This is a genomic window from Cytophagales bacterium, from assembly GCA_019456305.1.
Taxonomy (GTDB): Bacteria; Bacteroidota; Bacteroidia; order Cytophagales; family VRUD01; genus VRUD01.
On the sequence record VRUD01000044.1, the window covers coordinates 1 to 23,613 of the forward strand.

Sequence of the window (23,613 nt, forward strand, 5' to 3'; positions counted from 1 at the left end):
AAAGAACATAGGAAAAAGAAAGCAATTGATGAAATTTTAAATCAGTAAAACCAACCACCTTTTGTCTATTAGACCAATTTTTTAAACAAAATGATTTCCAAAAATTAAAATGGATTCCGATAACAGTTGGTATCCAAAGACCGAGTAAATTAATAGGGTATAATGGTGATATAGAGTTTTTTCATTTTGATGTTAATGCTTCCAATGATAATTTTAGCGGAGCAAAGCTAAAAGAAGATAGTGAAGTTGACTTTCATGCACATAGAGAACCTATGAATGTTGAATTGGCTCAAAAGCTTTCAAAAGCGACCTTTGATAAAAGCCAAACATTATTTATAGGAGCGGGCGTTCTTGGTTCTAAAATAATATCGCATTTTGGAAGATCAGGCAATATAAATTTAACTGTAATTGATAACGACAGCTTAGAACCACATAATTTAATAAGGCATATATTGTTTTATGAAGATGTAGGAAATAATAAAGCACAAGCTGTAGTTAAAAAAATAAAAAACTTTTACCGTTTTGATAGCCCTAAAAATATTGTAGTGCATGATATTAACGCTCTCGATCTTGAAAAGCAAATAACTTTTGAACATTTCTGGGTCGTTGATACCACAGCCTCATTGCAAGTACAAAATTTGCTCTGTACGTCAGATATATTTGATAGAAATAATGTTTGTAAAGCAGAGGTTGCTGATGAAGGCAATATTGGATTATTATATATAGAAGGTAAGCAACGGAATCCAAGGGTTGATGATTTGATATATCTCACATACTTAAAAGGTAAAAAGTATAACTTTATATCGAAATGGCTAAAGAAAGAAAAGCATAAACGAACAGGAGAGGAATATGATGTTGTTGATGTTGGGTTGGGTTGTAGTTCTGCTACATTGGTGGCTTCAGACGATTTAATATCAACACACGCTGCTTTTTTTTCAAGAATAATTAAAAGAGAATGGAACCGTGAAAATATTGGAAAATGCGGATTAATTTTTATCAACCATATTTCTGAAAAAGAATTAGTTACAGGGTGTACTATTAATGAAAAAGTTAACCCATTTACAGTATTAAAATGTGAAAATAAATCAGGTTGGAAAATTAGAGTAAAATACGAGGTAGCTCAATTAATTTACAAGCAAGTCAAAAAGGCAGGGAAAAAAGAAACAGGTGGAGTTTTTATCGGAATCGCTAACTATAAAACAAGAACCATTCACGTATTGGATCATATAGATGCACCACCAGATAGCAAAAGAGCAGAATCATGTTTTATAAGAGGGATTAATAAGTTACCTGAGCAGGTTAATATGATTAAAAAAATAACTGGAAATTTAATAGGTTATGTTGGAGAATGGCATTCGCATTCTATGGGGCTTGAAGAATTAAGCGGGGTTGATATTGAAGCAGTAAAAAAGTTGAAACCATTAAATGATGAAATTCCGATTCCAACTTTTTTTCTTATTATTGCTAATGGTAAGCTATTGCCTTTTGTTTTTGAATAAAAAGTAATAAATGAAATTCAGAATTTACGACATACTATCTCATTTAATACCCGGATTTTTAATTTATATTGCTGTTCTGTACACTCTGGGGCGTTCATTTGATCCTAAATTTGTTGTTCCAGCTACAGCAATTGCTTTTTTTGTAGGTTATTTCGTAAATACCATAGCAAGTTGGCTGGAAGATTTTTATAATTGGACATGGTGCGGGAAACCATCAAATAAATTACTTGAAGGAAAAGATATTTGGAAAGTAAGATTCTATCATTCAAATGATGCAAAGCGATTATTAATAGAAGAAGCGGGAAAAAAGACCCCTTCCAATGACGAGTTGTTCAGTATTGCAATGCGATACGCACATAATAGCAATAATCAGAGTGTACATGATTTCAACGCTAATTATGCCTTTTCCAGGGCAATATTGACAACTGTATTGATTTTTATAGTAATTGTTTTGCCAAAACATTTTCAAGAGCCATTTGCATATTGTCTTTTCATTCCTACACTCATAATCGTCTGGCTGAGAGCAAAGCAAAGAGGATATTATTACGCTCGTGAAGTGTTATCTACTTATTTGAAGATAAAGAAAGAGTCAAATTGATTTTTCCACTAACTCAATTTCCTTTGGTGTTAACCCATAAAGCCCATAAACCAACTCATCAATTTTCTTTTCTGCATGGTCAATAGCTCTTTGGAGTTGGGTACGTTGGGTTTCGTGTTTCAAATCAGTGCCGAATCTCACATGAAATTTGTTTGTGCTTCCGATGTAAATAATTTCTTTCTCTGGTGAATACACAATGTAAACTCCTCTTACATTCTTCTTTGCAGCAATGTCATTGAAAGAAATCAAATCGCTTTCTGTCAAGTCAGAATATTTTTTACTCAATATGTCAAGATGCTTTTTCATGCTGTTGCTCTTGTGTAGGCGTTATAATTTCCTCCCGGATAGTTTGAATAAATATGTTGGTAAACTGAAACTGTCTTTTCATTTACATCATCATCAGAGTAAGTTTTCATTGGCAGATTCAAAAGATAATCGTTAATCGTTTGCCAAATCTGTGATGAAATTTGTCTGCTTTCTCTCCATCGTTCAATTTTCAACTTTTCTTCTTTCAACTTTTTCAAAGTTTCAACGGCAACTTTTTTCACCTGCTTGATTTCTTCTTGTTCAAGTGCTTTTCCTTCTCTTAACAAATCGTAAATCGCCAAAGTTTCTTCTGAAAGTCCTTCTCTCATTGCCCTGCTTTCTTCTACTGTTAGGTCGTGGATGTAAGTGTTGAGATTGTCAAATGCCTTCAATGTATCCTCCAAACTTTTTCCTTTGTTGTATTCGTCAATGATTTCTTTATAGCGTTCATAAAATTTCATCCGTAACGGATTTTCTTTCAGCATTTGTTCCAATTTTTTTTCAACCGCTTGCGCCAAGTCAAAAACAACTGTGTTCTTTTTTGTTGTCTTGGCAAATACTGCACGCAGTTTATCAAGGTCAAGATTTGCAAGGTCAACATAAACTCCGTCCGGTTCACTTACTTTATCCGGATTCACTGAAACACTTTCATTCACCACTTGCTGTAATTGCAAAATGATACTTATAACATCAGCTTCCTTCACCTGCTGATTCAGTTGGTTGTAAATCGCTTCAATCGCATTGAACTTACGAATGAACGGCTTCACTTGTTCTTCTGGAAAAAGTGCATGATATTTTTTGAAAACTTCCCTCGCCATCACTTCAAACTTTGTCCGTGTAGTTTCATTCAGGCAAACACAATCTGTTGCTCGTTTTATTTTGCCAAGCTTCTCCATTGGTTTCACACCTGCATTGCTCAACTCATTCAGATTAAAACCTAACTCATTCAAGTATCCTTTCACCTGTCGGATTGCTTCCTTCAATTCTTCTGCAAGTTGCTCAAGCATTTCAACTGGTTTTCCTTCGTTATCGCTTCCGCCACCACCGCCTCCGGTGTTTCCTCCTCCACCAGTTCCTCCGCCATAAACACTGTATGCTTTTTCCAATTGAGTGTAAACATTTCCGTAGTCCACAATCAAACCGTTTTCTTTTTCATCATCATACACACGGTTTGCCCGTGCTATCGTTTGCATGAGTGTGTGTCCGTGTATGGGCTTGTCCAGATATACTGTTGAAACGCAAGGTACATCAAAACCTGTAATCCACATTGCACACACGATTGTAAGCCGGAACGGATGTTCAGGGTTTTTGAAATCTTTTTCTAAATCTCTCGTGGTGTCAGCCATTTTTCTCCGGTGCTTTTCAATATCCAAATTCATTTTTCTGAATTTGTTTATTTCATCTTGCTCTGAACTGATGATTACACACACTTCCGTTGCTTCCACTTTTTGAAGTTTACGTTTCAATTGCAACTCATCTTCTACATCGGCTGCTTTGTCAATTCGTTTTTTCAAATCATCAATGTATGGTTGCCAATATTTCATTATCAAATCATACATTCTCACTGCTGTTGGTTTGTCAAGCGTTACAAACATCGCCTTGCCCTGATAACCTCTTTCATTGAAATGCCAAACCAAATCTTTTGCAATTGCATCAAGCCGTGGCTCTGCTGTCAGTACAACATAATCTTTCCGAAAAAGATAAATGAGTTTTCGTTTTTGGTCTTCGTCTAATTCATCATTGTTCAAAATCTCAATCATCTTTTCATCCAGCTTCGGATTTTTGATTCCTAATTTTTTTCCTCTGTTGTTGTATAAAAGTTTCAGCGTTGCCCCGTCTTTGACTGAAGTCCTGAAATCATAAACTGAAACATATTCTCCGAAAATATTTTTTGTTAATTCTTCTTCTTCCTTAATGATTGGCGTTCCGGTGAAACCCAAATAAGAAGCATTTGGAATACCATTAAACCTCATGTTTCGGGCAAATGTGCCTGCCTGTGTCCGGTGTGCTTCATCAGAAATGACAATGATATTTTTCCGGTCAGTGATTAGCGGATACTCATTTTCTTTTTCAGGATTGATAGAAAACTTGTGAATGAGTGTGAACACATACTTGTGATTTTCTTTCAGCAACTCCCGCAAATGCTCACGGTTCTGTGCAACGGGTTTGTGTCCTTTTACTGATGAAACCGCACCTGCACCTGTGAAGGTATCATACAGTTGTGTTTCTAATTCACTTCTGTCTGCAACCAACAGAAAAGTATATGAGCCGCCAAACTTCCTATGAATTTTCTGACAGATGAAAACCATAGAGTAACTTTTCCCACTTCCTTGTGTATGCCAGAACACTCCAAGTTTTCCTTTCAGGTCTTCAATCGTTTTTACTTTCTCTAAAACTTTATTCACTCCAATGTATTGGTGGTTCCTTGCCATCAGCTTCACTACTTCACCACCGCTATCATCAAACAAAAGGAAGTTTTCAAAAATATCCATCAACTTTTCTTTCGCACAAATTCCTCTAAGCATCGTGTCTAAACTCACAACACCTTCTTCGTTTTCTTCAATCCGTTTCCACTCTAAGAAAAATTTAAACGGACTTGTTATCGTTCCAACTTTTGCATCTGTTCCGTTGCTGAGAATGATGAATGCGTTGCAATGAAACAAATGTGGAATGGTGTCTTTGTAGTCAGAAAGGTTTCCATCGTAAGCATGGCGAATATCACGGTAGTGTGCTTTCAATTCCATAAATACCAATGGAATTCCGTTCACAAAGCAAACAATGTCGGTGCGTTTGTTTCCCAATTCACCAGTAACTTCTAACTGTCGCACTGCCAGAAAATCATTGTTCAGGTAATCGTCAAAATCAAAAACACGTAGTTTTTTATCCTTCTCTAATTCGCCTTTGCTGTTTGTAAAACTTACCGAAACTCCCTCTGTGAATAATTGATATTTTTCTTTATTGATTCCGGCTAAAGTTTTGTTTGCCACTTTTTGTTCTATCTGTTCAATGGCTTGTGCATATGCAATCTCCGGCAAATCCTTATTGTATTGTTTGAGTGCCGCCAATAAATACCTTCTCAGGATTACTTCGCTTTTTGTTTCTCTGCCAAGCAATCCATTTGCACCAAATGTCTCATTCTTCCATGCATACACTACCTCCCATCCAAGTTCTTCCAAAACTTGTTGGGTTGCGGTTTCAACCAATACATCTTCTGAATATTCGTAGCTCGTTTATATAATGTTTTCTGATTTTAAATGTCCTAAATCTTCAAGATACTTTCCGGGAATCAAGTCAATGAAAATGCTTCTTTGATTTTTTGGAATCCAATTTCCTCTATTATTTTTCGGTAATACATCCAGTCCTCTGAAAGTAGGTAACATTTTTTCCTTGTTCTTGTGAGTGCAACTATGAACTGGCAAATTTCAACATCAGAAATATCAGAAGTATCTCGTGGCATTATGCCGTTGTTTGCTCCGACAATAAAAACAAATCCTGCCGACATTCCTTTGCATCCCTGATATGATGTTAGAAGAATTGAGGGCTGTGTTTTGTCAGGAATAATTTCCGGTTCTTCCGGTGGAAGAAATCTTGCTTTTATTTCTGTTAAAAGATTAATGTCAACTACCTTTTCCAGTTCCGCTAAAAGCAAATCGTTGTCTTCATCTTTCTTATTGAGCTTCGCAATAATTGAAATGATTTTTTCTTGCTGTTCAACAAAATCTTTTGGAAGTATTTCAATCATTGGCGTTCCTACTTCGGTCTTTTCAATAATGGTTTTGATTTCTTCGTAATTCATTAAAAAGTCAATCAGGATTCTCCAGCCCAGATTTGATTTGATGTTGTGAGAAAGAAAAACATACCCATCACAAATATTTACTTCACTTTTCTCTGATTGCTTGAAAGTGATATTTGCAAAATCTCCCTTCAAGTTTTTGAAAATAGGATTTAGGTATTGCCTTGCCCCAACTATTAAAATGGTTGGATACTCTTTGCCTTCTGCCCATGATTCCGCAATTTCCTCTGCTGATATTTCTGAAATTTTCTTCCGGATAAATTTCAGAACAGTTCTTATTGTTGTGATGTGTGCGGTTGTGATGTAAGGATATTTTTCATTCTCCGCATCTTTCAATTCAATGAAACATTCATATCGTTTTGGCACTCTGCCTTTCAGACCTCCTGCTTCTTCTGCTGTTTTCAGAATTGCATTGGTAGCATTCACTATTACTTCTGTGCAACGGCTGCAAAAAGGCAACTCAAATTTTTCATAATGTCCTGACTCAAATTTTTTTCTTAGGTGATGCGGTGTAGAAAATCTTGAATCGTAAACTGCCTGGTCGTCATCGCCTACAATTAAAATGTTTCCCTTCTTTTCCAGTTCATCAATAAATGCAACTTCAAGCGGATTAAAGTCCTGAAATTCATCAATCAATATCTGGTCAAAGACGGAAAGTATCTCCGGATCTCTTTGCAGTTCACGCCACATTCTGTAAACCGAATCGTTGAATGAAACGGTATTGTAATAATCGCCTCGCTTCAGATAGAAACTTATTTCATTACCGCTTTCATCCAGCATTTGAAATTTGTCGTCAAAGTTTCCGCACTCCACATTCAGATGTTGTGAGTCTTCTCTGATTATATCTGTGAGTTTGGGGTAAAGAAAAAAACCGCCTCTGCGTTCATGCAGAATTTTTTTACAGAACTCATGGAATGTTCTCACTTCCGCAAACGCACCTAATGAACCTGCCATATCGTTGCGAAGCAAGCGGATGAATGTCATGGCAATGTTTACTCCATCGGGGTTAAGTTTCAATATTTCGCTGAAAGTGTGTGTCTTTCCTGTTCCTGCTCCAGCAACAATTATTTTCTTTGGTGCTTTGGACTCAAGAATAGTTTTGAGAAGGATTTCTCTCTCTTCTTTTTGTGCTGCTATGGTTTCTTCCTTTGTCATATTTCAATCATGCCTGTCATTAATCTTGGCAATAAAATATCTCTTGCCTCTTTCAATAAACGGTTTTGATGTCTTAAATTCGTTATTAAGTCAAAAATTGGTTTCGCAAAATCTTCAAACTTTTTCGCAGTTATTTCATCAGGTAAAATAATCTCAAGGTTTTTCAAAAATTTAAAATGCCTTGCATAATGGTAGTTTGACAAATCAACATTCATCAATGAATGATAAAATAAATGTTGAGGCATTTTTTTGTTGTTAGAAAAAATTAATTGTGTTCCGTCAGCACCCCTTGCAAAAGGAAAATTCGCAAATTTAAAAATTCTTGTATGGTCGCCAAAGACAATTATTGGTAAATCATAATCAATCAACGCATCTTCATCATCTGTGTAACCAGCAATAAAATCTCGGCTTTGATCAATTATTGGAATTGCCCCGACATTTTTAAATTCTGAATTATTAATTTTTTTGCTTGATTTTACTTTCGCGAGTAAATCTCCAATCTTTTTTATTTCCCAACCTTTCGGTAATGATTCTTTTTCTTTCACAAACCACTCCTGATAAGTTATCTGCGTCAACTCCACCAACAGTTTTATCCATTGCAAATTGTTTTCAATCAAATCATCATAAGCAGAAAGGATGGAGGCGATTTTGCGTTGAATGTTTTTATCTGATGGTGCTTTGAATTTGTATGAACCAATTTTTGTAGGTGATGTGTGCCTTACTGTAGCACCTGAAGCAGAGGCAGCAATATAACTTTGATAAGTTTGCGTTCTTAAAAGCCAATAAATAAAATCCAAATCAAAATCTTTGTTCTTCAACTTCACTAAACCAATTCGTTGATTGTGCAAATATCTTTTTGTCGGAGAGGATGGAGCTTTCGCTGAGTATCCAAGAGTATCGCCTTCTTTGCTTAAGTCAGTCATTGTTACAATCACATCCCCATCCTCCAATAAATAATCATTTGGAAATTCCCCATTGTAGTATTTTAATTTGTCGGCTTTGAATCCCCCACTGATATGAAAATTTCCCGGAGTAAGCAAAATATCGTTTGTAGGTTCTTCTGAAAAAAACTCACCCTTAAAAGCCCAACCGTGCCTTATTGTGATAATATCATTCAGAGAATATGTTTCCCATCCCTTCATATCCCCTCCTTTTTAGTTCTTGCAATTTCAATTGCTTTGTTAAGTTTTTCGAGCAGGAGTTCGCGCGGTGGTAATTGCGTGAGGTAATCTGCAACTTTAATGTTGGTTTTGTGCAGTTGCATCAATTCAACGTGTTCGGGGTTTTTACCGCTGCAAAGTATCAAACCAATGGGGCTGTTCTCGCCTTCGAGGGTTTCGTGCTTTTCCAGATAACTGAGATAAAGTTCCAACTGTCCTTTGTAGCCGGCTTCAAACTCACCCAATTTTAAATCAATAGCCACCAGACATTTCAGCCTGCGATGGTAAAAGAGCAAGTCCACTTTATAATCGCGGTTGTCAATGGTAATGCGTTTTTGCCGCGCCAGAAAAGCAAAATCGCTGCCCATTTCAATAATAAAGCGTTGCAACTCGGCAATTATAGCTGTTTCCATGTCTTTTTCGGAATAGGTGTCTTTTAAACCTAAAAAATCAAGAAAATAAGGGTCGCGAAAAACCAGGTCGGGCGTTACTTTTTGTTCATTTTTGAGTTGCTGTAGTTCGTTTTTAATGGTTTCTTCCGGTTTCTTTGAGATGGCTGTGCGTTCGTATAGCATAGAGTTGATTCTTTCGCGCAACAGTCGTACCGGCCAACGTTCCAGTTTACAAATTTCGATATAAAATTCCCGCTTCAAAGGGTCTGCGATGTACAAAAACGACTGTATATGAGACCAGCTAAATTGTCTCGACAGTGTCGAGATAATTTGAAAATCCGGAAAAGTCTCGACACTGTGTAGACAATGTCTTAACTGTTTTTCACTCCAACCTTTTCCATATTGTCCGGTCAACTGAATAGCGAGGTTTTTAACAATTTCCTCACCATATCCTGCCCGTTCGTTATTAAGAACTTCCTCTTTGATTCGTTTACCAACATTCCAATAAAGCAGCGTTAATTCCGCATTTACTGTTACAGCAATACGGGCTTTTGCCTGTTCAATGATCTGCATTATATCATTCAACAATACAGATTCGGCTTTCTTTTTTATTTTTTTCATATCGCTAACTCTTTAAAATTATCAGAAATGGTTTTAGCTAATTGGTTTGCTTCTTTATTCAAATTATCCAGTCCTTCCTGAATTTCAGTTAAACGACCTTTGTAATCGAATCCTTCGTCTAATTGCAAACTCACTCCCACATATCTGCCTGGAGTCAAACTATATTCGCTTTCTTTTATTTCACCCAACGAAACGATTTTGCAAAGCCCTTCAATGTCCTGGTAGTTGCCATCCGGGAGCCATTCCATAAAATGTTTCCAATCATTAATCCCTTGCTTTGTGTGTTCGGAATATTCTTTTGTTGCTTCTGAAAAAATTATAATTGGTTTGTTCAACGCTGTGATGTTGTTGCGTAAAGTGGAAATTTGTTTTTTCTCCTCCTTCGTTAAAACTTCGGAGGATGAACCTTCTTTCTCATCAGTTTTCTTTTCAGCGCTCTTCTTTTCTGTTGCTGCAATTTCCTCCTGCCACTTATTTATAAAAACCGATGCCGCTTCAACAGGTACATTAAATTGTTTGAAAATGTTTTCAGCTTCCTGATGCTTAGCAGGTTTGTCAAACTTAATTTCTGTTATTACCTTAAGGTCAATATTCAAATCTTTTGCAGCATCATTTAACCCTTTTGCCAATGCTTTGTAATGTTCATGTATCTTTTCCAAATACTCATTCAGCATTTGCTGGTGTTCGGCAAAAGCATTTTGGTAAACATTCTTTTCTCCCCGATACAATTTTATAATCGTAGTCAGGTTCAGCAACTGACCTGGAGAAAAATCATTGATTGTTGTATTTATTTTTCTGAAAACATTTCGTGCGTCAATCATCAGAATTTTATCTTCGTTGCTTTTGCTTTTTCCTTTGTCTAAAAACCATAGATGGCAGGGCAATGAACGGGTATAGAAAAAATTATTTCCAACCGACACAATGCAATCAATATGCTTGGTTTTAATCAGTTTCTCTCTTATAGCTGCTTCGCTGTGTCCGGCATCGGTAGCGGAACTTGCCATAACAAAACCTGCTCTTCCGGTCTTGTTTAAGTAAGAATAGAAATATTGAATCCACATGTAGTTGCCGTTGTCGGATTTGGGCAAACCGAAAGGCAAACGCTTATCGGTCTTTACAAAATCTTTTCCCTTGTCAATCTTGCTTACATTGAAGGGAGGATTAGCCATTACGAAATCACATTTTTCAATCAGGTTGTGCGGGTCGCTATAAAAACTATTGCTCTCAATTATTTTTCCTTCAATGCCATGTATGGCAAGGTTCATTTTAGCCAGCTTGGTGTTGTTGGTCTTTTGCTCTGTGCCATAACATTTTATTGCTTCGTTCACTTCCTTGTTGCTGTGGTTGCGAACAAAATATCCTGTTTGCACAAACATGCCACCGCTTCCGCAAGCAGGGTCGTGAATAATTCCGTGGTCAGGTTCAATAAAATTTACAATCAGTTGCACCAAACTTGGCGGTGTAAAAAATTCTCCGCCTTCCTGTGCACCGGCTCCCTGCATGGAAAATTTCATCAGGAAGTATTCGTAAATTCTTCCGAACACATCGCCTGTTGCTTTCTTCACTGCATCCTTGTTGAACACACGAATGAGGTCATGCAACAAATCGCTTTCAAACTCCTGATAATTTTTCGGAAGAATACCTGACAAGTCGGGATACTCCGCCTCAATAAGTTTCATTGAATTGTTTATTTCGTTTGCGATGTCCTTGCTTGCCGGAAGGTTTGCCAGATAGTCATACTTGGCTTCTTTGGGAAGTTTCATTGCACCAACTGATAAAAAATCGTTTGCAGTTGCTTCCCGTTTTTTTCCTGTCCGTGGATTTACCGGAAGATTTTTTTCTACAATCGGTTTGGCTTCTTCGTATCTGTTCTGTGCAAAGCGAAGCAGCACTAAACCCAGCACAGGGTCTTTATATTCTGCTGCTGTCAACTTACTGCTTGCCCTGAGTTGGTCGGCTGCATCCCAAAGTTTGGTTTCTAATTCGTGTATTTGTTCCTGATTCATTTAATTGTAAAAGTTGGTTTCTAAGATACGGTTTTCAAATAAAGCGTTGGCAAAATTGGCTCTTTTGACTTTGCCCTTGTGTTGGCTTGTGAGGTTGGGGGCAAAGGCAAATGTGCCAATGTGGGCTGGCAATAGAATTTTAAAAATTTTTGTGCGGTGGGAAAAAAAATTAAAACACGAAGCGTTGGGCTGTCGTGTCGGAAAAAAGTCTGCCTGTAAGTTGTCGATATATTTTCCTGTCGTTTCGATAATTTGTTTGTCAGTTTAATGGTTGTTGTGTCGACTGTTACGCTTGCCCTAACTTGTTTATCTGTGAATCTGTGGCAATCATTAGAGTTTCTCATATATTTTCACCAGGTCACCTGCCAATTTTTTTTCATCAAATTTGCGAGTGTAGGCCCTACCTTCTTTCACCATCTTAATTGCCAAAGATTCATTGAAAAGAATTTTTATTATTGCTTCTGATAATTCAAGGGCATTACCGGGAGATATGTACAAGCTTGACGGACCGGCAACTTCTCCAAAACATGAGCCTTTCGAGGTGACTACGGGTACGCCACTATAAAGGGCTTCAAGAATGGGTATGCCAAAACCTTCAAACAGAGAAGGATAAATAAATAGTTTTGCCATTTGATAAATAGGTGGCAGATCAGAAAAGCTAATATTATCAATAAAAAGAACGCTATCTGACAATCCATTTTTAGCAGCATATTTTGTTAATTCTTTTTTATAAGGAGTAGGTTTACCAACTATCACTAAAGGTATATCATGCTTGTCTTTCAAAATTTTTAACGCCCTGAGAATAACAAGGGCATTTTTACGCTTCTCTATTCTTCCAACATTCAAAATATAATTTTGAGGCAGCTTATATTTTCTTTTTACTTCCTGAAGTTGATTTTCAGAATACGATTGTTTAAAGGCCTGGTCACAAGACTGATAAACCACTTCAATTTTACGGGGGTCTGTTCCATAAAATTCAATAATGTCACTTTTGGTCTGCTCACTTACAGCAATGATCTTATCAGCAACAGTGCAGGCATGTTTGCATTTAAATTGGTATATCTTTCTATCTATCCACGGATACAATTCCGGATGTCTTAAAAAAACAAGATCGTGAATAGTTACTACAGACTTCAGTTTAGCTTTACCGATCCCAACCGGCAATTCATTTGTAAGCCCATGATATATGTCACATGGAAGCCCCCCTAAATCCCCCCGCCTGTCCCGATGCAATCGGGGAAGGGGGGACTTTGCCATACCTTTTTTCCCCTGTGGTGGATATTGATTTTTTCCGACTAAACGTGCCAATGCGAACGTTCTCCAATAGCTCCCCCACCAGTCCCCCCTAAATCCTCCCGGACTTTTCCATCCCCCTTCCCTTCCTGGTTTGAAAATTGAATTAATAGTTCTTATAGTAATATTTGATCTTTCAATTAAGCTGGCAATTTGTTGGGTAAGGTCGTGCCCGTTCCCGTTCCTTACCTTTACAACAGGGGAGTAGAGTATGTGTTCATTATCAGGGTAGTATTTGCTTAGTATATGTATAACAAAACGGCTATAATTTCCAAGCCCGGTAAAATTGGTAAAAACCCTTTTTGCATCAAATCCAATTCTCATGATACTAATAAAAAAATGCTAATATACGAATGTTCCCTAAGCTGGCGTAGCCAGAACCAAACAAGTTATTAATCAACAGTCGGCAATCGGCAGTCGGCAGTCAGCAACATTGGCGACTGTGGACTTGTTTCAGAATGTATAAAAATATTCTGCCAAAATATGTCAGAAGTAAAAAAATTAGACACTAAAGGGTGATCACCCGTAGGGTGAAATACTAATGATACTAATAAAAAAAAGTATATACTAAGAAGCAGAATAAAAATATTTGTATCATTAGTATAAATTAGTATATTAGCATTATACCCTAGTTGTGTAAAAATGCTTATTTTTGTTTCGTATATGAAATTCGGAGTAGTTATTTTTCCCGGTTCCAATTGTGATGAAGATATGGTATATGTGCTTGAGCATATATTGCATCAGGAGGTAGTACGTCTTTGGCATAAAGTTACAGACCTCCGTCAATTTAAGCGGGAGGATCTAATTGTTTTACCGGGAGGATTTTCTTATGGTGATTATTTGCGTTCGGGCGCTATTGCCAGATTTTCACCCGTTATGGATAGCGTTATTGAGCATGCTCAAAGGGGTGGTTATGTACTTGGGGTTTGCAATGGATTTCAGATCTTAACCGAAGCAGGTTTATTGCCCGGATCATTGCTGAGAAATACCGGTCAGAAATTCGTTTGTAAGAACATCTATATCAAACCGCAGACCAATGCTGCTTTGGTCACAGCAAAACTCAATCTTAATAAAGCATACAAAATACCGGTTGCTCATGCTGAGGGCAGGTATTACGCTGATAAAAGAACATTGAAACAACTTAACGAAAATGATCAGATCATTTTCAGGTATTGCGATGAAAATGGTGAAATTACAAACCTGTCCCGCCTGTCCCCCCGAGTAGAGACGCCCAATTTGGGCGTCTCTACTCGGGGGGGACAAAGTCGGGGTGAGACAAACCCAAATGGTTCATTAGAAAATATTGCCGGCATTTCCAATAAAAGCAAAAATGTCTTTGGTCTTATGCCACATCCTGAAAGAGCTGCTGATAAAGTTCTTGGTAATATTGATGGTGTGGCAATTTTTGAGTCAATTTTATCACAATGAAAGAAGTAAGACGAATAAGATACTACATCTTCCTGCGCGATGTATTTGTACTGGCTCTATCTGCCTTTGGTGGTCCTCAGGCTCATTTGGCAATGCTCTTCAAATTGATGGTCACTAAGAGGAATTACCTCACGGAAGAAGAGTTGATAGAGTTAAATGCTCTGTGCCAGATACTGCCCGGGCCAACTTCTACACAAACCATTACAGCAATTGGCTTTAAGATAGGCGGAGGATATTTAGCTTTCCTTACGCTGTTAGTTTGGATAACGCCTGCAATAACGATTATGACAATAGCTGCTATCAGTATTTCGCTTTTAGAGAAAAAAAGTATGTCGCTGGAGTTTATGCGCTTTATTCAACCAATGGCTGTTGGGTTTGTAGCCTTTGCAGCTTATAGAATAAGCGCCACAGTTATTCATACACGGACAGGGGTGACCCTAATGGTAATTGCTGCTATTTTATCATATTTCGTCAGATTGCCCTGGATCTTCCCTTTATTAATATTGATGGGAGGAGCTGTAACTGCCTTAAGGTATCATGAACAGCCAATAGTAGAAAAAGAGAAGTTAAGAATTGAATGGTCAAATTTTATTTTATACGCTTCTATCCTTATCGCAATTAATTTGATCATAGTAATAACACCTGGTTTTTTACCAGTCAGATTATTTGAGAACTTTTATCGGAACGGAAGCTATATATTTGGTGGCGGACAGGTGCTGATCCCATTATTTTATACAGAATTTGTATTGGCCAAGGAATATTTGACTTCTCCGGAGTTTCTTTCCGGTTTTGCAATGGTGCAAGCTGTTCCGGGGCCTTTATTCTCATTCAGTTCATTTATTGGTGCATTATCAATGCAAAACTATGGAATTCACGGACAGATAGCTGGAGGGTTGATCGCTGCAGCAGGTATTTTTTTGCCCGGCACTTTTTTGATCTTTTTCGTGATTCGATTCTGGGAACAGCTTAAAAAGTATAGAATTGTAAGAGCATCATTGGAAGGGATCAACGCTGCAAGTGCAGGATTGGTCACTGCTGCTGCTATTTTGCTATTTCACCCTCCCAATTCTCCAAAACCCTTCTTTGAGCAATTGATGGATAATATTACCAACATTTTAGGTATTACCAACATTTTAATAGTTATCGGTACATTCTGTCTGTTGATGTTTACAAAGATACCTTCGCCTTATATTATTCTTGCGGGCTTGCTGGCAGGATTTGCGTTTGATTATTTTTATTAATACTAGTGTAGCAACAATTTAATTACGCAATATTGTAATCATAAAATATATTATTTCATTGTTCAATTGTTAAGATGGTTATATGGCTTTATGGCAACTAAATTGCCAGCAATTAAGCAGCGAGTTTAAACCTATGAGATTAGTAACTCTTTCAGCTAATCACAAACCATTTAACCATATAGCCATATAACTATTTGTTGATTAATAACGAAAGAATCTATTTATTACTAATTAATGTTGCAAAACTAAATTGTTGCTACACTAGTGTCTTGTCACGCATGAATTAACGGATTTGGTGTCAGGTGGAAACACCTGACACCACAAGTGCTGTCAGGTGTTTCCACCTGACAGTTGACGTTTGACACGACACTAGCGGGATTAATGTTTTCTTCCGGGCAAGTTGTAGTTGAGCTTAACAGTAAAATAGGGAAAAATATTATGATAAGGTAAGAAATCCAAAAACCATTTCTTTTTATTGTCTTCTAAATCTTTCTGATCAAAAGGTTGGCCTTGTTCCTCGTATGGTTGATCAGTTATTTTGTAATCAAAGAAGGTTCTTGAAAATTGCAGCCACAAGTCGAATTCCATATTCAAATTTTTTTTGTCGTTGAAATAAAATTTTACTTCAGGGCCATGCTGTAATGTTATATGATGCAGGTAAATTAACAATTTTCCTGACGGGATGAGGGTGTCGTTCGTATTCATGCCGGCTTTATTTCTTTTGTTTTGATCAAAATACCTGTAGCCTAACTCAACTGCGCATCTATTGTTTTTATTTGCCGGGAAAATTTCCTTTTTAATGCTCAGTGATATATCATAAATAATGGTTGTATCTATTGGGCTTTCTGTAAAAGCTTCCCAATTTAACCAGCCAATTCTGTTTTCTCTCCTGAGAAATTCTAACTCAATAGAAGCGCTATTGGTGAGTTTATAGTTCATTAAATGTGTCATCAAAAATATTCTGTTAGACCTGTTTTTATCCTGCTGGCTTGCAAAATTCCTTACCCGGTAGGTCACCCAAAGGCTGTATTTGCCATTCCAGCTAAATTTTCCCATAGTCCATTTAAACCCCGGTTCGTACCTCAAAATTCTTTCTTTGAAATTTTCTGCGCTTTGACTTGGTTTAATAAATACCATATGTTTAAAACTTCCCGAAACCATTAAATATGTTCTGAAACGTTTATTCCATTGAGTTTTATAAGTTATTTCACCGGCATACAAAAGCTCATCTTTATCCTGATCATTTTTTTCACTTTCGGTATCAACTCTGAAGAGCTGCGAAATGGTATTTAAAGATATCGTGTGTACTTCATTGAAGCGATAATCTAAAAAATATTTCCAGGTAGTGGTTGATTCTTTTATATCTTTAATTTTTTCTTTTACGACTGCTTCTTGAAATTTGATTGTATCAAGTCCAAGGTTATTTTCCAATCCATAAATCCGGCTTCTTTGTTTATAAATTAATTCTAATGATGAACTAAGCCCGCGGCCTGACCCACTCCCGGGTACTCGGGAGTGGCGGGTGTCAGTATAGATAATCTTCTGGCTTAGCTCTATATTACTCTGATTGTAAAATATGCTTTGTTTTATTGACGGATTATCAATAGGCGGATTGGCTCTATAATTGAAAGAGCGGCTTGGTAGCTTAATTATATTATTAGATTTTAATATTAAAGACGGGGTAATTTGATAGCTAAGGTCTAATTGGGATGTGATAGTATCACTAACAATTTGCCGGATGTTATTTAGAAAATAGTCTTCTTTGAGCAGGGATGTATATCCTAAATTAAGTTTTAAATAAGCATAAGGGTTAAATATCTTACTCAGAGACCCTGATATTGTGGCAACCCTGTTTCTACGGGGAAAAATGTCTGCCCTGTCATAGAGCAGCTCCAGGACAGAATTAAAAGATTTGTTGGGATTTGTATACAAATATTTAGTATATATACCTAAAACAAGTCCATTATCGGTGATGTTGTTCCTATGATCTGAGAGAAATCCTAACTTAAACTGGTTAATAAAATAATGTGTAAACCTTACACTACCTGCCCGCAAGTTTGCAGGGGAAGGTATTTGGTTATTAATTCTAAGGTTTGCTGAAAAACCAGCGATTCGGGTATTATTAGCTGCAAAATCATTTACTTTTAATTGCTGAATTAGAGCAATATTATCTTTTAGAAGAAGCAGATAACGAAGATTTGCAATATTATCTTGTTTTACATACCTGCGCAATGCCTCGTTGTATTCCCAATCATTACTGAAATGATAGCTTATTTTTTGCACTTCTCCTAAAAAAACTCTACCCGATAACGAATTTTTAAATGCAAATGAATTAATGCCAATCCGGTTTGAATTGGAATTGAATATTAATAAGGAATCGGTTTCTGTATATGCCTTAGCGTTAAATGCAATTATCACCGGCAAAAAGACAAGATATATACTAATGTTTTCTTATTCTAAAATAATTTTTTTAATAATAGTAAGGTTCTTATAATCCGTTATTTTCACAAAGTAAACCCCGTTTTTTTGTTGTGAAAGATCCAGGTCGTAAGTATTACTATTAAAAATTGGGGTAATCTTTCTAACAACTTCTTTTCCATAGATGTCATAAATATTAACAAAGTATAAAGTGTTTTTGTATGGGAAAGTGATCGTTAATTTATTTCTTATGGGGTTTGGATAAACGTGTACTGTATGCAGTCCTGGCTCATTTTCATTGAGCCCTATGAAGCCTATATTCACAGATAAACTAACAGTATTTCCAATACAGCCCATGCTATCTGTTTCAACAGCAGTGATCAGCCCAATACCGGTTGTCCCCCACTGAATGTTGATGCTGTCAGTTAGATTTCCACTTACTAGATTTCCTCCGGTAACCGACCAATTATATATTGAACCTGAATTATATGGAACAGAATAATTCTCTATGGTATTTTCACTTACATTTACAGAACCAATGATGGCGCCTGTTATCGTATTACATAAAATATTAAAACCATTAGTTAGTGTTACGATACCATCCAAATTATCAAATACATTTACATCCCAAAAACCGGTTTGAGCATTTGTAGGGATGGCAAACAAGGCATCTAACAAGGTATCGTTGCTTACATTAAAGAAGGTTGAATTAATGGTAGCGCTGTCCTGATTGAACCAAACAGAAAAGCTCCCCTGAGTAAAATTAGTATTTTGTCCTGAGATACTGACCCATAGTGAGTCTCCTTTATATGCCGTGTCGGGTGATACAGCAATAATTAATGGTGTAGGTTTAGCAATGATATAAAAACCATTGGTTTTGGTAAGAATTCCATCAAAATCGTCAAAAACGTTTACATCCCAAAAACCGGTTTGAGCATTTGTAGGGATGGCAAACCAGGCATCTAACAAGGTATCGTTGCTTACATTAAAGAAGGCTGAATTAATGGTAGCGCTGCCCTGATTGAACCAAACAGAAAAGGTACCGCTACCCTGAGAAAAGTTGGTATTTTGTCCTGATATGGAAACGGTAAGGGATTGGCCTTGTGAAGCGCTATCAGGCGTTACTGTTGTTAAAGTACCACTACCCTGTGTAAAGTTGGTGTGTTGACCTGATATTGAAACAGTAAGAAAATGTCCCAGGGAGGCATTATCAGGACTTAGACTATTTACTGGTTGTGCAAAAATGCTTATAGAAAAAAGTATGCTAATCAAAATTAAGCAATACTTACAATCAATTTTATTTTTTGCCAATGTATCAAACGCTATTGCGTGTGCCATAATTAAAAGAATTATTTTGCAAATGTAAGAAAATATTTAATTGTGTGCAAATATACAATAACTTAAACAATAATAATTTATTTTGAGACATATTTCTTCCTCAAAACAGATGCTTCCTCTGCGGTAATCTTTTTATCAATAACTTCCAAACTATATACAGCATCTTTAATCAATTGATCTTCAATGCTTACTTTATTTTTATTTGCTTTAATTTCTATGTCTGATAGCCATTCTTTGGTTTTGGAAATTTTAATTATAATTTTTTTGACCTCATGATGCTGAATACGCTCAAGGAGCTTATTGATCTTTGCGCTTAATATCGTAGTTAAAAATGTGATATATTTTGGATTGTCTCTGCTGGTATCCCATTGCCTGAGTACTTTATAGGCATCATCAACTTTTCCTTGATTAAAATAAACTGCAGCAAGGTTCAAAATTGACTCTTCAAAAACCGGTGATATACTCAATGCTATCTGGTAATATTTAATGGCTTGTTTATGATTACCTGACAGTTCATGACAAGTAGCTATATTGTTTAGCACATGAATGTGATAGGGATGCACAAAAGAAGCTAAATTAAAATTATTAAGCGCTTCGGTGATGTTATTCAGATTAAAATGAGCTATACCCTTGTACCATAATATGGGAGTACTCATAGGATCAAGGGTGTAAAAATTACTTTGAGCCTTATCAATTTCTTTGATCATTAAACTCCAGTTGTTTACTGATCGTGCTTCAAGCGCTTTTTTGGTATGATATTCTCCATAAATTCTGGTAGCTGCAATATATGTTGAAAAAGATGTGATTGCTATAGTAAGCAACATTAAGAAACGATTGTATTTAGAAGCAAGTTGTTTTCTTTTGGGAAATAATGCATTATATTTAACAGTTACTATTGCTGACATAGTTAAAAATAAGATCATGGGAAAAATTCTTTCTTTAGGAAAACTAAAGAATGATATAATCATAAAACCCGTTATGCCAAAGAACATCAAAAAAGCGACAAAACTTTCTTCTTCACCTAAAATAATTTTGATTATATAGTAAATGAGGAGAACATATACTAAAATATAGCAAACCAATCCTGCAACTCCGTTTTCAGCGAGAACCCATAAAAAATCATTATGCGGCCGTTGATAATGTGTTAATCCTATCGATGACCTTAGGTTCCCGGTTCCGTAAGAAGGGATAATAATTTTCCAGTTTCCTGAACCCACTCCCAATACCGGGTTTTCACGTACCATTTGAAGAGATTTATTCCATAAAAGTAGTCTTTCCTTTATGGTTTCGGAGTATTCGTTCCGGGTTTCATTATAGTGGAGTGTAGAAATAATTTTTATTTTGTATGATTCCCAGAAGTTGGTTTTTGATATTATCAGGAATGTGACCGTAATTATTGCAATCACAACTAAGAAGGTAATGCTTTTAATAGTTTTGAAATTTTCAGATATTACCTGTATTGATTTTCTTAACCTGATAGCGGATAGCATGAATGAAAGTAAAAAGGAAACAAAAAATGCAAACCACACTGATCTTGTTTGGAGAAGTAAAAGTTCAATCAAAACTAATACTAAATTAATAATACAAAGCCGTTTCCATATTTTATTAAATCTAAATATTCCATAAATGATAAATGGAATTGTTAAGAAAAGGGTTAGGGCAAACAGGTTTTTATGGGCTAATGTAGAAGTGATGGAATGCTGACTTTCAAAAACATTAAAAAGTTTGGTAGTAGAAAAAAGTAAATAAAATTGATAGAGGCCAATTGCAGATATGATCAATGTTGAAATATTTATGGCTTTAAAAATTTGGGTTATAATATCTTTACCATTTTCTATGAGCAAGGTAATAATCACAAAAAATATGAAAAGCGTAAATAATTTAAATAGCTCATATATTCCTTCTGAAATATTAATTGCTTTTAAAAGTGAAAATCCTGAAACAGCCGTAAACATTAGAAAAGCATAAAATATTTTTTGTTGTAAAATGGGGGTATGAGTAACTAATTGATCATTTACTTTTTTATAAATTAATAATAATAAAGATAGCGTAAGAAGTACTGCCAGGATAAAAAATCTTGGCGTCAAAACCGGGTCAAGGGCTGATTGAAAATATACTAAGGGCAGTATTATGAATGTTACCCCTAAAAAGACTACGGGAAAAACAGGTTTTGATTTGTTCATAATAAAAATTAAATTTGGAAATTAATAAAAAATATAATGAAAAAGCAAATTTCTAATATAAATACAGAATACGGCTGGCTCAACACAGACAAGTCATATTCCATTAAAGATTTAGCAGGCAAGATCGTTTTGCTCGATTTTTGGACCCTTGGATGTATCAATTGCCAGCATATAATCCCTGATCTTAAAAGATTGGAGGATGAATACAGTAAAGAGTTGGTAGTAATAGGCGTTCATTCGGCAAAATTTACTTCAGAGAAAAAAATAAATAATATCCGGAAGGCAATTTTAAAGTTCGGTATAGAACATCCTGTGGTAAACGATGCTGACTTTAGGGTATGGAAAAGCTATGGTGTAAGGGCATGGCCTACTGTAGTATTGATTGCACCGGATGGAAAAGTAATCGGACAGAGTGCAGGAGAAGGTTTTTATGAAATAATTAAAGAAAATATTGACAGGTTGATCAAAGAGTATGGCGATCAGATCAATAGAAACGTTATTGCTTTTCAATTAGAAAAAGAAGAAAGATCAATCCTGAGATTTCCTTCCAAAATGATCAGCCCCCCTCTAACTCCCCCCAAAGGGGGGAGAACTGCCCACCCCCTAAACCAACCTGATGGGAAAAGCGGTGGCAAAATCCCCCCTTTGGGGAGGACGATGTCCAGTGGACATCGGGCCAGCCCTGTGGGAGGGGGGGCTGTTATCTATATTTCAGATTCCGGGCACAATAGAATTTTAAAAATAAATAAAGAAGGCAAGATTTTAGAGATCATTGGGAGTGGAAAAAAAGGTTTTGATGATGGCGGTTATGTTCAGGCTACTTTTTATGAACCACATGGTTTGGCGTTAAAAGACCAAACCCTTTATGTGGCAGATTCAAAAAATAATGCCATCAGGAGGATAGACCTGCAAAATAAAAAGGTAGAAACTATTGCCGGAGATGGAACATTGGGAAATTATCCCGAGCACTCGGGATGGAATGTGAACGTAAAGCCCAACAGTCCCTGGGATCTGTTGATTGAAGGAAATGATATGTATATAGCCAATGCGGGTAATCATCAGATTCTCAGGATGGACTTGTCTAATAACCATGTTTATCGTTTTGCCGGAAGCGGCAGAGAAGCACTAACCAATGGCAACCTGGAAGAATGTGCATTCAACCAGCCAAGCGGTTTGACTAAAATAGGAAACATCCTTTATGTAGCAGATGCAGAAGCAAGCGCTATCCGGGCTATCAATTTAGAAGCCAACACAGTAAAAACACCATTTGGTAAAGGCCTTTTTGAGTTTGGGGATAAAGATGGTAATGTAGAAGAGGCATTGTTACAGCATTGTGTTGGTGTTGCCAACAAAGCGGGTAAAATATATATTGCCGATACCTATAATGGTAAAGTAAAAATTTTAGACCTTGAGAAAGGAAAAATATCAACATTTATAGCCGGCCTGAATGAACCGAATGACATAACATTCATTAACGATGAAATGTGGATCTCCGATACGAATAATCACAGAGTGATAAAAGTGAATATGGAAACAAATGAAAAATCGATTGTTAATATCAAATAAAATATTTATTAAAGAAATATTTTGAAATTAAAAATTGTATTCGTATTTTTGGGCAAAATTTGTCCTGAAATAATATTCTATACAATTTATGGAAACGTTTGGTGATCTGATCAGAAAATTAAGAGAAGAAAACGGCTTGCCGCTGCGAAAAGTTGCCGCAAATATCGATATTGATCCATCTACTTTAAGTAAAATTGAAAGAAATGTCAGGCATGCTAATAAAGATATTATAGAAAAATTTGCCGCTCTATTCTCAATAGATAAAAAAGAGTTGTTAATTGCTTTTCTGAGCGATAAAGTTGCATACGAGCTCATTAATGAAGATTGCAGCAAAGATGTTTTGGAGGTAGCTGAAGGAAAAATTAAATATATAAGAAACAAAAATTCAAAGCAGGGGGTGTTGAATTTCTAGTACTTAGTTGCAAAAGTAATAGTAATTAAAGGGCTTTTTTATAATATACTTAATTATTTAATGTCATTCGCTTTGCTGTTATACAATTGTAATACGATTGTATAACTACTGAATGGCCATTGAATTACCATTGAATTACCATTGAATTACCATTGAATTACCATTGAATTACCATTGAATTACCATTGAATTACCATTGAATTA

The 23,613-nt window shown here is 36.2% G+C and carries 16 protein-coding genes; 6 read left to right on the top strand and 10 right to left on the bottom strand.

From position 1 onward, the window contains the following. Nucleotides 1-272: 272 nt before the first annotated feature. Both FVQ77_10435 and FVQ77_10440 read left to right on the top strand, forming a co-directional pair. Nucleotides 273-1,499, top strand: coding sequence for a hypothetical protein (locus FVQ77_10435; GenBank protein ID MBW8050729.1), 1,227 nt, complete (start codon nucleotides 273-275; stop codon nucleotides 1,497-1,499). 10 nt (nucleotides 1,500-1,509) lie between these two features. Further along, nucleotides 1,510-2,097 carry a hypothetical protein gene (locus tag FVQ77_10440; protein ID MBW8050730.1) on the top strand — a complete coding sequence of 196 codons (588 nt, stop codon included), beginning with the start codon at nucleotides 1,510-1,512 and terminating at the stop codon, nucleotides 2,095-2,097. Here the strand turns inward: FVQ77_10440 and FVQ77_10445 are convergent. The 7 genes from FVQ77_10445 to FVQ77_10475 all read right to left on the bottom strand — a co-directional run bounded on the left by FVQ77_10445 (nucleotide 2,089) and on the right by FVQ77_10475 (nucleotide 13,147). Further along, nucleotides 2,089-2,403, bottom strand: a complete 315-nt coding sequence (locus tag FVQ77_10445) for a hypothetical protein (GenBank protein MBW8050731.1) — start codon at nucleotides 2,401-2,403, stop codon at nucleotides 2,089-2,091. The two genes, FVQ77_10440 and FVQ77_10445, sit on opposite strands and share 9 nt — an antisense overlap. Next, complete coding sequence (locus tag FVQ77_10450) at nucleotides 2,400-5,606, bottom strand: type I restriction endonuclease subunit R (protein MBW8050732.1); 3,207 nt, start codon at nucleotides 5,604-5,606, stop codon at nucleotides 2,400-2,402. Before FVQ77_10450 ends, FVQ77_10445 begins: the two co-directional genes overlap by 4 nt. An 83-nt stretch (nucleotides 5,607-5,689) precedes the next feature. Then, nucleotides 5,690-7,351, bottom strand: coding sequence for an ATP-dependent helicase (locus FVQ77_10455; GenBank protein MBW8050733.1), 1,662 nt, complete (start codon nucleotides 7,349-7,351; stop codon nucleotides 5,690-5,692). Then, a complete protein-coding gene (locus tag FVQ77_10460) occupies nucleotides 7,348-8,493 on the bottom strand; it encodes a hypothetical protein (protein MBW8050734.1) in 1,146 nt (381 codons plus the stop codon). Before FVQ77_10460 ends, FVQ77_10455 begins: the two co-directional genes overlap by 4 nt. Beyond that, nucleotides 8,490-9,524: a DUF1016 domain-containing protein gene (locus FVQ77_10465; protein ID MBW8050735.1), complete on the bottom strand. Its 1,035-nt coding sequence runs from the start codon at nucleotides 9,522-9,524 to the stop codon at nucleotides 8,490-8,492. The genes FVQ77_10460 and FVQ77_10465 overlap by 4 nt, the downstream gene beginning before the upstream one ends. Further along, nucleotides 9,521-11,530 carry an N-6 DNA methylase gene (locus tag FVQ77_10470; GenBank protein ID MBW8050736.1) on the bottom strand — a complete coding sequence of 670 codons (2,010 nt, stop codon included), beginning with the start codon at nucleotides 11,528-11,530 and terminating at the stop codon, nucleotides 9,521-9,523. Before FVQ77_10470 ends, FVQ77_10465 begins: the two co-directional genes overlap by 4 nt. 330 nt (nucleotides 11,531-11,860) lie before the next feature. Next, the gene (locus FVQ77_10475) at nucleotides 11,861-13,147 is read right to left on the bottom strand and encodes a glycosyltransferase family 4 protein (protein MBW8050737.1); all 1,287 of its coding nucleotides are present in this window, start codon (nucleotides 13,145-13,147) and stop codon (nucleotides 11,861-11,863) included. A gap of 339 nt (nucleotides 13,148-13,486) precedes the next feature. Between FVQ77_10475 and purQ the strand changes: the two genes are divergently transcribed. Both purQ and chrA read left to right on the top strand, forming a co-directional pair. After that, the gene (gene purQ, locus FVQ77_10480; protein ID MBW8050738.1) at nucleotides 13,487-14,251 is read left to right on the top strand and encodes a phosphoribosylformylglycinamidine synthase subunit PurQ; all 765 of its coding nucleotides are present in this window, start codon (nucleotides 13,487-13,489) and stop codon (nucleotides 14,249-14,251) included. After that, nucleotides 14,248-15,492 carry a chromate efflux transporter gene (gene chrA, locus FVQ77_10485; protein MBW8050739.1) on the top strand — a complete coding sequence of 415 codons (1,245 nt, stop codon included), beginning with the start codon at nucleotides 14,248-14,250 and terminating at the stop codon, nucleotides 15,490-15,492. Before purQ ends, chrA begins: the two co-directional genes overlap by 4 nt. A gap of 378 nt (nucleotides 15,493-15,870) precedes the next feature. On the opposite strand, the gene FVQ77_10490 is transcribed toward chrA, so the two are convergent. The 3 genes from FVQ77_10490 to FVQ77_10500 all read right to left on the bottom strand — a co-directional run bounded on the left by FVQ77_10490 (nucleotide 15,871) and on the right by FVQ77_10500 (nucleotide 21,431). Beyond that, entirely contained in the window at nucleotides 15,871-17,916 is a 2,046-nt protein-coding gene (locus tag FVQ77_10490) for a hypothetical protein (protein ID MBW8050740.1), read from the bottom strand. 27 nt (nucleotides 17,917-17,943) lie between these two features. Further along, nucleotides 17,944-19,248: a T9SS type A sorting domain-containing protein gene (locus FVQ77_10495; GenBank protein ID MBW8050741.1), complete on the bottom strand. Its 1,305-nt coding sequence runs from the start codon at nucleotides 19,246-19,248 to the stop codon at nucleotides 17,944-17,946. 77 nt (nucleotides 19,249-19,325) lie between these two features. Next, entirely contained in the window at nucleotides 19,326-21,431 is a 2,106-nt protein-coding gene (locus tag FVQ77_10500) for a tetratricopeptide repeat protein (GenBank protein ID MBW8050742.1), read from the bottom strand. Nucleotides 21,432-21,467: 36 nt separating this feature from the next. Here FVQ77_10500 and FVQ77_10505 point away from each other — a divergent pair, with 36 nt between their 5' ends. After that, a complete protein-coding gene (locus tag FVQ77_10505; GenBank protein MBW8050743.1) occupies nucleotides 21,468-22,997 on the top strand; it encodes a redoxin domain-containing protein in 1,530 nt (509 codons plus the stop codon). A gap of 88 nt (nucleotides 22,998-23,085) precedes the next feature. After that, nucleotides 23,086-23,409: a helix-turn-helix transcriptional regulator gene (locus tag FVQ77_10510; protein ID MBW8050744.1), complete on the top strand. Its 324-nt coding sequence runs from the start codon at nucleotides 23,086-23,088 to the stop codon at nucleotides 23,407-23,409. The last annotated feature ends 204 nt before the right edge of the window (nucleotides 23,410-23,613 follow it).

Excerpts from the sequence above, each read along its gene's own strand:
- FVQ77_10435 (MBW8050729.1), top strand. The coding sequence starts at position 273 with ATGAATGTTGAATTGGCTCAAAAGCTTTCAAAAGCGACCTTTGATAAA.
- FVQ77_10440 (MBW8050730.1), top strand. The coding sequence starts at position 1,510 with ATGAAATTCAGAATTTACGACATACTATCTCATTTAATACCCGGATTT.
- FVQ77_10445 (MBW8050731.1), bottom strand. The coding sequence starts at position 2,403 with ATGAAAAAGCATCTTGACATATTGAGTAAAAAATATTCTGACTTGACA.
- FVQ77_10455 (MBW8050733.1), bottom strand. The coding sequence starts at position 7,351 with ATGACAAAGGAAGAAACCATAGCAGCACAAAAAGAAGAGAGAGAAATC.
- FVQ77_10460 (MBW8050734.1), bottom strand. The coding sequence starts at position 8,493 with ATGAAGGGATGGGAAACATATTCTCTGAATGATATTATCACAATAAGG.
- FVQ77_10465 (MBW8050735.1), bottom strand. The coding sequence starts at position 9,524 with ATGAAAAAAATAAAAAAGAAAGCCGAATCTGTATTGTTGAATGATATA.
- FVQ77_10470 (MBW8050736.1), bottom strand. The coding sequence starts at position 11,530 with ATGAATCAGGAACAAATACACGAATTAGAAACCAAACTTTGGGATGCA.
- FVQ77_10475 (MBW8050737.1), bottom strand. The coding sequence starts at position 13,147 with ATGAGAATTGGATTTGATGCAAAAAGGGTTTTTACCAATTTTACCGGG.
- purQ (MBW8050738.1), top strand. The coding sequence starts at position 13,487 with ATGAAATTCGGAGTAGTTATTTTTCCCGGTTCCAATTGTGATGAAGAT.
- chrA (MBW8050739.1), top strand. The coding sequence starts at position 14,248 with ATGAAAGAAGTAAGACGAATAAGATACTACATCTTCCTGCGCGATGTA.
- FVQ77_10495 (MBW8050741.1), bottom strand. The coding sequence starts at position 19,248 with ATGGCACACGCAATAGCGTTTGATACATTGGCAAAAAATAAAATTGAT.
- FVQ77_10500 (MBW8050742.1), bottom strand. The coding sequence starts at position 21,431 with ATGAACAAATCAAAACCTGTTTTTCCCGTAGTCTTTTTAGGGGTAACA.
- FVQ77_10505 (MBW8050743.1), top strand. The coding sequence starts at position 21,468 with ATGAAAAAGCAAATTTCTAATATAAATACAGAATACGGCTGGCTCAAC.
- FVQ77_10510 (MBW8050744.1), top strand. The coding sequence starts at position 23,086 with ATGGAAACGTTTGGTGATCTGATCAGAAAATTAAGAGAAGAAAACGGC.